Origin of the sequence: Rhizobium sullae, from assembly GCF_900169785.1 — a bacterium.
Taxonomy (GTDB): domain Bacteria; phylum Pseudomonadota; class Alphaproteobacteria; order Rhizobiales; family Rhizobiaceae; genus Rhizobium; species Rhizobium sullae.
On the sequence record NZ_FWER01000004.1, the window covers coordinates 38,705 to 50,294 of the forward strand.

At 60.7% G+C, this 11,590-nt stretch carries 11 protein-coding genes; 7 read left to right on the plus strand and 4 right to left on the minus strand.

Features of this window, described 5'->3' with window-relative positions; all coding sequences use genetic code 11:
* Positions 1 to 45: 45 nt before the first annotated feature.
* Together BN1800_RS04850 and BN1800_RS04855 are read right to left on the minus strand one after the other, a co-directional pair.
* Positions 46 to 1,047 (minus strand): LLM class flavin-dependent oxidoreductase, encoded by a 1,002-nt coding sequence (locus BN1800_RS04850; protein ID WP_027508107.1) that lies wholly within the window; start codon positions 1,045 to 1,047, stop codon positions 46 to 48.
* A gap of 115 nt (positions 1,048 to 1,162) precedes the next feature.
* Positions 1,163 to 3,484 carry a methyl-accepting chemotaxis protein gene (locus BN1800_RS04855; RefSeq protein ID WP_086995606.1) on the minus strand — a complete coding sequence of 774 codons (2,322 nt, stop codon included), beginning with the start codon at positions 3,482 to 3,484 and terminating at the stop codon, positions 1,163 to 1,165.
* A 234-nt stretch (positions 3,485 to 3,718) separates the two neighbouring features.
* Between BN1800_RS04855 and ruvC the strand changes: the two genes are divergently transcribed.
* The 7 genes from ruvC (at position 3,719) to BN1800_RS04890 (ending at position 7,597) form a co-directional block, all read left to right on the plus strand.
* Positions 3,719 to 4,231 (plus strand): crossover junction endodeoxyribonuclease RuvC, encoded by a 513-nt coding sequence (gene ruvC / locus BN1800_RS04860; protein WP_086995038.1) that lies wholly within the window; start codon positions 3,719 to 3,721, stop codon positions 4,229 to 4,231.
* 62 nt (positions 4,232 to 4,293) lie between these two features.
* Entirely contained in the window at positions 4,294 to 4,545 is a 252-nt protein-coding gene (locus BN1800_RS04865; RefSeq protein ID WP_027508104.1) for an AbrB/MazE/SpoVT family DNA-binding domain-containing protein, read from the plus strand.
* On the plus strand, positions 4,545 to 4,958 hold the full coding sequence (locus BN1800_RS04870; protein WP_086995041.1) for a type II toxin-antitoxin system VapC family toxin: 414 nt from the start codon (positions 4,545 to 4,547) through the stop codon (positions 4,956 to 4,958). The genes BN1800_RS04865 and BN1800_RS04870 overlap by 1 nt, the downstream gene beginning before the upstream one ends.
* A gap of 11 nt (positions 4,959 to 4,969) precedes the next feature.
* Complete coding sequence (gene ruvA, locus BN1800_RS04875) at positions 4,970 to 5,584, plus strand: Holliday junction branch migration protein RuvA (RefSeq protein WP_027508102.1); 615 nt, start codon at positions 4,970 to 4,972, stop codon at positions 5,582 to 5,584.
* The gene (locus BN1800_RS41270) at positions 5,581 to 5,853 is read left to right on the plus strand and encodes a hypothetical protein (RefSeq protein WP_027508101.1); all 273 of its coding nucleotides are present in this window, start codon (positions 5,581 to 5,583) and stop codon (positions 5,851 to 5,853) included. Before ruvA ends, BN1800_RS41270 begins: the two co-directional genes overlap by 4 nt.
* Complete coding sequence (gene ruvB / locus BN1800_RS04885; protein ID WP_027508100.1) at positions 5,850 to 6,890, plus strand: Holliday junction branch migration DNA helicase RuvB; 1,041 nt, start codon at positions 5,850 to 5,852, stop codon at positions 6,888 to 6,890. The genes BN1800_RS41270 and ruvB overlap by 4 nt, the downstream gene beginning before the upstream one ends.
* 143 nt (positions 6,891 to 7,033) lie before the next feature.
* Positions 7,034 to 7,597, plus strand: a complete 564-nt coding sequence (locus BN1800_RS04890) for a DinB family protein (protein WP_086995044.1) — start codon at positions 7,034 to 7,036, stop codon at positions 7,595 to 7,597.
* Here the strand turns inward: BN1800_RS04890 and BN1800_RS04895 are convergent.
* Positions 7,594 to 8,973 carry a virulence factor family protein gene (locus BN1800_RS04895; protein ID WP_027508098.1) on the minus strand — a complete coding sequence of 460 codons (1,380 nt, stop codon included), beginning with the start codon at positions 8,971 to 8,973 and terminating at the stop codon, positions 7,594 to 7,596. The two genes, BN1800_RS04890 and BN1800_RS04895, sit on opposite strands and share 4 nt — an antisense overlap.
* Positions 8,970 to 11,573, minus strand: coding sequence for a bifunctional lysylphosphatidylglycerol flippase/synthetase MprF (gene mprF / locus BN1800_RS04900; protein WP_086995049.1), 2,604 nt, complete (start codon positions 11,571 to 11,573; stop codon positions 8,970 to 8,972). The genes BN1800_RS04895 and mprF overlap by 4 nt, the downstream gene beginning before the upstream one ends.
* Positions 11,574 to 11,590 lie beyond the last annotated feature (17 nt).

The window sequence follows — 11,590 nt, forward strand, 5'->3', positions numbered from 1 at the left end:
ACGAATTGAAGACCCGGCTGCGGAAACGCTGGCGGGTCTTTTGTCTTAAGCCGCAACTCTCATGAAATTCCTCAGTCCCGCAAACAGCTCGACCGATCTCAACCGCGCCTCGATGTCGTGTATCGGCATGGAGATGATGACCTCGTCCGCCCCGGTCTCCTTCAGGAATTCGGTGAGCTTCGCCTCTGCCGTCTTCGGTGAACCGACGACCGCGTAGCGTAGTGTGTGCTCGACATTCAGTTTCTCCATCGGCGACCAGAAGCCCTGCATGTCCTCGACCGGTCGCGGGAACGGACCACGGACGTTGCGGCGCAGGTTGACGAATTGCTGCTGCGCGGAAGTGAAATGATACTGCGCTTCCTCATCCGTCGGCGCGACGGAGCCCATGACGCCGGCCATCACATAAGGCTGGTCGAGCGAGGCCGAGGGCTGGAACTTGCTGCGGTAGATGTCGATCGCATCGAGCAGCAAATCCGGTGCGAAATGCGAGGCGAAGGCATAGGGCAGGCCGAGCATCGCCGCCAGCTGGGCGCTATAAAGACTGGAGCCAAGCAGCCAGATCGGCACATGCGAACTGTAGCCTGGAACGGCAAGGATCGCCTGGTTCTCAACCGGCTCACCCAGTAGCTGCTGCAGCTCGACGATATCGTTCGGGAAATTGTGGGCGCCCGCCTCCAGATTGCGGCGGAGCGCCTGCGCCGTCCGCATATCTGTGCCGGGAGCGCGACCGAGCCCGAGATCGACGCGGCCCGGAAAAAGCGCCGCCAATGTGCCGAACTGCTCGGCGATCACCAGCGGTGAATGGTTGGGCAGCATGATTCCGCCCGAGCCGATGCGAATGTGGTTTGTCGCGGCGCCGACATGGCTGATGACGACCGCAGTCGCGGCACTCGCGACACCCGGCATGCCGTGATGCTCCGCCAGCCAGAAGCGCTTGTAGCCGCACTCCTCCGCTTTCTGCGCCATGCGCGCCGAACCTTTGAAGGATTGCTGGATCGTCGTGCCTTCGGCAACGGGCGAAAGATCGAGAATGGAAAAGGGAACCATAAAGAAAACCTGCCGGTGATTGGAAGGACAGGTCTATGTAGGTTCTGGAATCGCTCATTCCAAATCCCGCGGACAAAGAAAAAGGGCCGGTTCCCCGACCCTCGATCTCGCTATTTCAAGCCGTGTGCCGCCGGAGAATGTGAATTTCGGCGCCGTGATGATGATGATCGTGCGGCAGCGTGAAATTGCCGAGCTGGCGGTCCATCTCCACGGCCTCTGCCGCAAGGCGGTGGATCGCGGCTGTCGTTTCCTCCACCATCGCGGCATTCTGCTGCGTCATCGAGTCGAGTTCGGAAACGGCCTTGTTGATCTGGCGCAGCGTATCCGCCTCTTCACGGGTCGATTCCATGATCTCGTGAATCTGGCCATTGATGTGCTCGACATGGCTGCCGATGCCCGTCAGCGCCACACCTGCCCGCTCGACAAGCGACACGCCCGTCTCAACCTCATGGGTCGATTTCTGCAGCAGGCTCGCGATCTCCTTGGCAGCGCTCGATGAACGCTGCGCCAGTTCACGCACTTCCATCGCAACGACCGCAAAGCCCTTGCCGGATTCACCGGCGCGGGCCGCTTCGACGCCGGCATTGAGTGCCAGCAGGTTCGTCTGGAATGCGATGTCGTCGATAACGGAGATGATCGTGTTGATCTGCCGCGATGAGGACTGGATCGCCTCCATCGCCGCAATGGTCTCACGCATGATCTCGCCGGAGCCGGTGGTCTCCTTTTTCGCGTCGCGGGCAATGCGCTCCGCCTGTTCAGCGCGTTGGATCTGGACGCGAACGGACTGGGTGATCGCATCGATCGCATTGGCCGTTTCGGTGATCGACGCAGCCTGGCGCTCGGTGCGTCCGGCAAGGTCGTCGGCGCCGGTCCGCATCTCTTCCGAGCCGGAGCGCACTGCCATGGAGTTGCCGCCGATCGCCGTCATCGTCTCGCTGAGCGTGGCGAGCGCATCGTTAAAGTTGACGCGCAGGCCTTCAAGCTCGTTCGGGAAACTCGTGTCGATCTGGTAGGCAAGGTCGCCGTTCGCCAGATGATGCAGACCCTCATCCAGCGCCTGGACGACATCTTGCAAGGTTTTCGCTTCCGCTTCGCGAAGAGCAAGGTTTTCCTGACGGTCGCGCTCGGCGCGGGCACGGGTTGCAGCACTTGCCGCTTCGAGCTCGCGGCTTTCGATCAGTGATTGCCTGAATCGGGCAAGCGCCTTGGCCATCGTGCCTATTTCGTCCTGACGGTTCTGGCTGCCGATCTCGACATCCAGCTTGCCGCCTGCCACCTCGCGGGTATTGCAGGCAAGGCGCGCAAGCGGCGAGAAGAGCAACTTGGTGATGAGGCCCGTGGCAATCGCCATGACGACAAGCGCTGCGAGGCCAATCATGGTCAGCAGCGTCGCGATCTCGATCGAACCAGCATTGAGCTCGCTGACGAGCACGCTTTCGACGACGAGAAACCGCTCGCCCTGATAGGCGATGGAGCGGACATAGGCCCGGGCGGTGCCGTCGGGGCGCGCAAAGTCGTCGACTGTCATGCCGTTGCTGCTTGCAAGCGCGTCCTTCACGAAAGTGAACGGCGCTGTGTCAAGCGTCGCAAGCCGGCCTTCCGCATTGAGCCCGACCGCAGAACCGTCACTGGAAATAATGGCAGCCTGAGCCGTGCTGCCGGAAACGATACCCTTTGCCAGGATGCTGGTGATGATATCATTGCGCACCTTGAAAAGGATGATGCCCTTCGCCTGACCGAGCTTGATGATCGGCACTGCATAGAAGATCGCCGACTTGCCGTTGGAGGGATCGACTCGCAGACCCGAGAATGCAGTCGGCGCGGAATTGTCCGTCGCCTTGGCTGTGTTCTCGACCGCTTTTGCAAATGCAATACCCGCACCTGTCGCCTTCCATGGATCGGCCTTCAGATTCTCGGCGAAATTATCGTCCTTCTTGTAGGAATAGAGAACCGAGCCGTCGAGATCGGCAATCAACAAGTCGCTGAAGGCGGTGTTCTCTAGGTCGCGGGCGACTTCGCCCTGGGTCTTCTCGTGGTTCGAGTAGTAGAAGCCGCTCGGCCCTTCCGGCTTCATCAGCCTCTCACGCTGATCCGCCGGATTCGGATTGTTGGTGATGAACACCTTTTTGAGGTCACCTCGCGCGTCGCCCGACGATTTTTCGATCGTCTTCCAGCCGCTCTTCAGGCTGGTGATCGACATCTGCAGCGCCTCTATGCGCGCAATGGAACTCGCCTGGTTCTCAAGCTGCCCCAGTTGATCCTGCAGCATGTCGCCGCGGAAGATGAGAACACTTTCCTTGGCCTTCAGAGCCTGCGCATCCGAGATGCGGCTGCTGGTGAAATAGCCGAGAACGCTGATCGCGCTCACAGCCAGTGCCGTGAGCAGGATGAATGTCGCGATAACCTTAAAGGACAGGGACTGAAATCTCTGAGCCATGACAACAACCCTTCCGGAGCGGCTTGCCGGCAGCGCAATCCCTGCCAGCTTGACCGAAAACAGAACACGGGGAGCCTTAACCTTTTGCAAAAGGCAGCTCCTCTCACATTTGAAGGGACTAGATTTCAGGCATCGGATTTAATTCGTGGTAAACGGCCTCTTACAAAAGAGGGAATGTTTTTGCTTTGTTCACATATTGGTGGCAGTTATTTTGCAACCGCAATAAGGTGAACTATGCAAAATACGATTCGCATCATCGGCATCGATCCCGGTCTGCGCCGCACCGGCTGGGGAATTATCGACACGCTCGGCAATTCGCTGCGCTTCGTGGCCTCCGGAACAGTGACCTCCGACGGCGACATGGACCTCGCCTCCCGCCTCCGCCAGCTGCACGACGGACTCGCCGAAATCGTGCATGGTTACAAGCCGGATGAGGCTGCCGTTGAGCAGACTTTCGTCAACAAGGATGCGGTTGCGACCCTGAAGCTCGGCCAAGCCCGCGGCATTGCGATGCTCGTGCCGGCGCGCGCCGGGCTGCAGGTATCGGAATATGCACCCAATGCCGTCAAGAAGGCCGTCATCGGTGTTGGCCACGGTGAGAAGCAACAAATCCACATGATGCTGAAAATCCTGATGCCGAAAGTGGAGTTCAAAGGCAACGACGCCGCCGATGCGCTCGCCATCGCCATCTGCCATGCCCATAACCGCGGCAGCAGCAGGATGCGCCTGGCGGCAGTGGCCGGTTGACCTGCGTTCTTGCCTTGTTCTATCAGTAATGATAATTCTTACCGCATCAGTGGAGCAATCAGATGCGCGTTACCTCAAAGGGCCAAGTCACCATCCCTCGCGACCTGCGTGAGCTTGCAGGTATAGAGCTAAACAGCGAGGTGATCTTTTCGGTTGAGGGTGGAAAGTTGATTCTTGCACCAAAGAATGGAAAGCAGGAATTGGAAGATCGCGGTCGTCTCGATCGCTTCATGCAATCCCTCGATCGGCTTGAAGGAACCGGCGACCAGGCAATCGATGCCGAAGAACTTATGTCGATGACGCGGGACCGCTGATGGCAACGTTGATCGACACCAACGTTCTCGTCGACCTTGCAATGCCGACATCCGATTGGCATGGCTGGTCACGCCAGCGTGCTTTGGACGTCTTCAAGCGCGGTCCGGTCCTGATAAACCCGATCATCTACTCGGAGTTTTCCGTGCGCTATCGCAATATGGACGAAGTGGATCGCCTGCTGCCGCAGGATGAATTCCGCCGCGAGAATCTGCCTTGGGCCGCTGCGTTTGCGGCCGCCGCCGCCTTCCGCGTCTATCGGAAATCAGGCGGCGAGCGTGAGAGCATTCTTCCCGATTTTCTAATTGGCGCGCATGCGGCGATCCGCGGCTACACGGTTCTGACCCGTGATCCCAAAGGGTACCATTCCTATTTCCCATCGCTCGACCTCATCACACCCGAAACCCATCCCTGACGGACCTCTTCATGATCGGCAAGCTCAAAGGCACCATCGACGAAATCGGCGACGACCATGTACTTGTCGACGTCCACGGCGTTTGCTACGTCGCCTATTGCTCCGGCCGCACGCTGTCGAGGCTCGGTTCGCAGGGAGAAGCTTGCGCGCTTTTCATCGAGACTTACGTGCGTGAAGACCAGCTGAAGCTCTTCGGCTTCATGACAGCGTTAGAGCGCGAATGGTTCAACCTGCTGCAAAGCGTCCAGGGTGTCGGCGCGAAGGTGGCGCTCGCCATCCTCTCCATCCTGACGCCGAGCGAACTTGCCAATGCCATCGCCCTGCAGGACAGAACGGCCGTCTCCCGCGCGCAGGGTGTCGGCCCGAAAGTCGCGGTCCGTATCGTCACCGAGTTGAAGAACAAGGCCCCCGCCTTTGCCGGCGAGGCGATCAATATCGGTCTCAAGCAGGAACTTGGCGAAGGTGTCGCTTCGGCACCCGTCTCCGATGCCGTCTCTGCGTTGACGAATCTCGGCTATTCGCGTGACCAGGCCGCCAATGCTGTTGCTGCTGCGATGAAAACGGCAGGCGAAGGTGCTGACAGCGCCAAACTGATCAGGTTGGGATTGAAGGAATTGGCGCGGTGATTGGCGAAAACCCGGTTTCTTACCATGATGGTTTGAGTTACCCGCAACCGCAGATCATTGAGATGCTTCGCTTGCTTCTGGCTTCCGCTGAAGTTGTCGTTGAGCATGCCGATGAACTGAATATATTGGTCGCGGCGCAGAGCCCCCCGGAAACGAATCTCGCCGATTATCTCGTCGTGTGGGCAGGTCTCAGGGACGGTTGCCGGAAAGTCATCACATTTGATCGCAAGGCTGCTAGGGCGATTCCCGGAATGGAACTTCTCGCATGACCGAACCTGCCCGCCTGATATCGCCGGAAAAGCGGGGCGAAGATCTGGATGTGACGCTGCGTCCGCAGTCGCTGGACGAGTTCACCGGCCAGGCGGAGGCGCGAGCGAATCTGAAGGTCTTCATCGAAGCCGCCAAGAACCGCGGCGAGGCGCTGGACCATGTCCTCTTCGTGGGGCCGCCGGGCCTCGGCAAGACGACGCTGGCGCAGATCATGGCGAAGGAGCTCGGAGTCAACTTCCGCTCCACGTCCGGCCCGGTCATCGCGAAAGCCGGCGACCTTGCGGCGCTGCTGACGAATCTCGAAGAGCGCGACGTACTCTTCATCGACGAGATCCACCGCCTGAGCCCGGCCGTCGAGGAAATCCTCTATCCAGCGATGGAGGATTTCCAGCTCGACCTCATCATCGGCGAAGGCCCGGCCGCCCGCTCGGTGAAGATCGATCTCTCGAAATTCACCCTCGTTGCCGCGACCACGCGCCTCGGTCTCCTGACGACGCCCCTTCGCGACCGCTTCGGCATTCCGGTGCGTCTGAGCTTCTACACCGTAGAAGAACTGGAACTGATCGTGCGCCGCGGCGCCCGCCTCATGAACCTGCCGATGACCGACGACGGCGCCCGCGAAATTGCGCGCCGCGCCCGCGGCACGCCGCGCATCGCCGGCCGGCTGCTTCGCCGCGTGCGCGATTTCGCCGAAGTCGCCAAAGCCGAAGCCGTCACCCGCGAGATCGCCGACGAGGCGCTCACCCGCCTGCTCGTCGACAGCGTCGGCCTCGACCAGCTCGACAAGCGCTATCTCAACATGATCGCCGTCAATTTCGGCGGCGGCCCGGTCGGCATCGAAACGATCGCCGCTGGCCTCTCCGAACCGCGCGACGCGATCGAGGACATCATCGAACCTTACATGATCCAGCAGGGCTTCATCCAGCGCACGCCGCGCGGCCGCGTGCTGACCGCAACGGCCTGGAAACATCTCGGTATGCAGCCCCCGAAGGACCTCGAAGCCGCACAGTTCCGGCTGTTTCAGGAAGGCGATTGAGTGATCACGCGACGGGGTTTCTGACGATTCTGGGCGGCAGTGTCGTGGGCGCCGCGCCACCTCATCTCATTTGGCGGCGGCAATCGCGATCCGAGGAACTGTCCCAAGTTGTATTCGAATGAACCTGAAGAGGAGGATGCGCGATGCCAAGTTTCGATCCGTGCCGGGTGTTTCGCAAGCTTGCCTATAATAATGCGCTTGCGAACCATCGCTTACTTGCCGCCTGCGCGTCCCTGCGTCCCGGGGAGTTCGAGGCGGAGGGCGTAAGCTTCTTTCCCTCGATCAAGTCGACGCTGAACCATGTCATCACCGTCGACTGGTTCTATGTCGATGCGCTCGAGGGCGGCACTCTTGGTCCGAAAGCCTGGGAAGTCGAAGAGCCTTTCGATACGGCCGCCTCGCTTGCTGGCGAGCAGCGCAAGGTCGATCAGCGCCTCGTGGCATTCTGCGAAGCCCTGACACCGGAAAGGCTTGCGGCCGTTATCGATCTCCAGCGCGCCGGCCGCGTTCAGAAAGAGCGGGCCGACGACGTGCTGAGCCACCTTTTCCAGCACCAGACGCATCATCGCGGCCAAGCGCATGCGATGCTCGCCGGAACTAGTGTGAAGCCGCCGCAGCTTGACGAATTCATCGTCAACGACGACGCGAAGCTTCGCAGTGCCGAGATTGCCGCTCTGGGTTGGAGCGAAGAGACGCTGATGCGTTAATCGGTAAGCTGCGATTTCAGACGGTCGACGATCGTCTTCGTCAGCAGATCGTAATTCTCGTCGAAGTGATGATCGCCCGGCAGCTCGACGACATCGGCGCCGCTATCCTTCAGTGCGGGGCAGGCGACCTCGTCATCGTCGTCCTTACCGTAGATACATTGCACAAGCTTTGGGCCGATGGCCTTCAGATCATCGACCGGGTCGCCGGCAGCACCCTCGGTCTTTTGGCCGAGCCAGCCCATGACGGAAATCACGTAGTCCACCTCATGCGACAGCGAGAGCAGCGACACCTGGGCGATCGCCGCTTTGTCGGCAGCCTTCAGCCTGTTGTAGGTGGCAGGCACGACATCGGCTCCGAAAGAGTAACCGATCAGAAGAACGTGCTTCACCTTCCACTGCTTGCGATAAAATTCGATGATCTTCGCCAGATCGTCAGCCGTCTCCTGGGGCTGGCGCTCCGACCAGAAATAATGAAGCGAGTCGACGCCGACGACGGGAATGCCCTCTTTCTGCAGCGCCGCACCCACTTCCTTGTCGATATCGCGCCAGCCACCATCGCCGGAATAGATGATGGCCATGGTGTCCAAGGACGGCTTGGCATCAAGCACGGCAAGCGGCAGTCCGAGCGGATTGTCTGTACTTCCGGAGGCCGCGATCAGGTCTTCCAAGATGTCTGAAAGCGTCGACTGGGCATCATCCCCGGCATCGCGAATCTCGATTTCCGGATGATCCTTCTTCAGTGCCTCGGCATGCATGCGCCCGTCTTCCGGCGCGGCGGAGGTGAAGGCGGCAATGATCGGGTTCGGAAGGCCACCTCTAGCAAGGCCGTAGACCATCCTGCCGTCGACGGTCTTCTTCGAGGCCGGCGTGCAGAGCTGTTGGGTCAGAGGAATGCCGGCGACCGGATCCACAGCCAGCGTTCGGCCGATCGTCGCATCCGGCGTCTGCGCCGCAATCGCCAGCGCCAATGCGCCGCCCTCGCCGATACCGGCGATTATCGGCAGATGATAGGCGGTGTTGCCCGCGGCGCGCTGCACCTGCTGGCTAAGCGACTCAATGTCGGAAACCAGATAGATGCAGCCATCATTCTCGCTGAGATCATACTTGCGCAGTGCATCCATATAGGAGGGGAAGTCGACGCCGATGACGACAGTGCCCTCCTGCACCAGACTGTCGGCCTCCGCCTTTTCCTTGTCGCCCCAGCCGGCGCCATCCGAGATCAGCATCACCGCGCCCTTGACGTCGCCATCCGGCAGGAAGATGTGCGGCGAGGGAATGAGCCCGGTTTCGAAACTCTGCGTGGTTTCCTCGGCAGCGGCAGCCGGCGCTGTCAGCGCAATCACGCATGCGGCTGCGAGAAGATATCCTCTGATCATTTCCTGACGACTCCTTTCAATCCGCCGCCGATGAGAAGGGTCGCGTCCATCAACGCAATCATCGGATTGCCCCCTCCGGAGACCGCAAGATAGCGCGGCTGCCAGTGCGGATGAAATTTTGATTTGAATGCGCGAAGGCCTTTGAAATTGTAGAAGCGCTCGCCGTGTTCGAAGACCGTGCTGCCGATGCGATCCCAGACCGGTGCCGTCTCGCGCTTGGACATGCCCGAAAGCGGCGCCATGCCGAGGTTGAAGTGCGTGTAGCCCTCGCCACGCAGATATTCCATGATCCGCACGAAGAGAAAGTCCATCGAACCCTTGGGCGCCTCCGGCGAAAAGCGCATCAGGTCGATCGTGCCTTCCGACTTCGTCTCGGTGACCAGAATATTGGCGAAAGCGACGATCTTGCCATCCTTCTTCAACACACCGACCGGCTGGGCGCTTGCGTAGCCCGGTTCGAAGGCGCCGAGCGAGAAGCCTTTCTCCTTGGCGTTGTGATGTTCGAGCCAGGCATTCGAAACCGCCGCAAGCTCATTGATGATACCGGGCACCGCCTCGGGCGGGATGACTTCGAACTCCAGCCCGTCGCGCTGCGCGCGCGCTGCGGTCTGCCGCAGGTTTGCCCATTTGCCGCCCTTCATTTCAAAGTTCGTCAGATCGGCGACGGCCAGCTCGCCGAGCTTGAAGGCACGCAGCCCCGCATCGGCGCAGTGGGAGAGAAGTGCTGGAGAAATCTGATAGAACACCGCCCGGCAGCCGGCCGCCCGCGCTGCCTCGACGAAGCGCCAGACGAGTTCCGGCGTCGCGTGCTTTGCCCCGATGGGATCGAAGAGCGCGATCCAGGAGCGGCCCTGTCGGCCATACATGATGAAAGCATCCCCCTCCTCGGAAAACATGATGCTCTTGTCGCCCATGCGCACGAGATTGGCGTCCGCATCATTCTGCGTCCTGACGATCTCGACCGCGCGCCGGAGCGCCTCCTCCGTCGCGGGCTCCGGCTTGAAGGCGGCGGGGCGCAGCAGGCTGAAGATCGCAATTGCCGAGGAGATGATCGTGAGGCCGAGAATGGCGCGCAGCCCGCGCGGCGCCTCGCCAGTGAATTCGAACTGCCACCACAGCTCGTTGCTGTATTCCACGTCGCGGTAGACGAAGAGCAGGATGACGACAGCGCCGACGCAGATCACGGCAATCGCCGTCATCCATGATGCCGTTAGCGCCTGGTTCAGCAGCGAGGCATGACGGGTGAATAGTCGGCGGCCGACAATCAGGCTGAAAATAAGAAAGGCGAGGAACACCGCCTCCACAAGTGCTACGGCCTTGAGTAGCGAAAGCGCCAGCGCGGCGACCGCGGCGATGACCGCCACCAGCCAGGCGCCATCCAACCGCTGACCGAGACCGCGCGCGGCAACGACCAACGCCAGACCCATCAAACTGGAGAGGAAGTGCGCGCCCTCGACGATCGGCAGCGGCAGATAATTGGCAAGGAATTCGAGATTCTGATCCGGCGTCGGCGTGACGCTCGAAAAGATCAGCATGGCGCCCAGAAGGAGCGTCAGGGCCGAAAGCAGCTGCGGCGTCAGCCGTCCGCCGATGCGCCGGATGCTGGAAGCCGCCGGATGATCGACAAAGCGCCGAAATTCGGTTGCCGATACCGCAAGCACGGCGATCAGAAGCGGCAGCACATGATAAATCAGCCGGTAGAGGACCAGTGAACCGAGAACCGCATCGACATTTACGGCGCTCCCGAGCGCAGCGATGATCACGGTCTCAAAAACGCCAAGCCCAGCCGGAACATGGCTCAGCACCCCGAGCCCGACGGCAATCGCATAGACCGCAAGAAACACCGGCCAGCCGATCGCCGTCTGCGGCAGCAGAACATAAAGAACCGTGGCCGAAGCCGCGATATCGAAGGCGGTCACGAGGAACTGGCGCGACCACGTGCGCGAATCCGGCAGGCGGATTGCGATCGGGCCGATATGGATCGCCCGACCATCGCGTCCGAGCAAGAGGAGCGCGCCGAGAGCGGCGATGATCGCGCCCGCGACCAGCCGCAGCAGCAATGCGCTTGTGCCCACCAGGGGTGCGATTTCATCGGCGATGATCATCAGCGCGATCGATGCGACCCCTGCGAGTCCAAGCCCGAAGGACAGGGTAACGAAGGCAATGACACGGCCGATATCTTCCGGTGTTAGGCCAAGGCGCGAATAGGCGCGATAGCGGATCGCCCCGCCGCTCAGCGCGCCGAAGCCGGCTGTGTTACCAACCGCATAAGCGCTGAACGCGGTCAATGCGACATGCGGAACGGGCAACCTCCTGCCGATATAGTCGATGGCATTGAGGTCGTAAAAGATGAGAGCCAGGAAGCTCAATACGGTAAAGAGAAGCGCAAGCAGAATAGCGCTGGGGCGCGTGTTGGCGAGCACAGCGACGACGTCATCATAGCGCACCTCATCCGTGAGCTGGACGATCGCATATCCGACGATGCAGAAAACAAAAAGAGTGGCGATCGCCACCAGGTGAGGCCGATAGCGCCGCAAGAGCCCGCGCGCACCCCCGTTCTCCGCGACTTCGACCTCTTCCAAGCTGCCGTCACTCGCCATCTCTACCTGCCGATTTG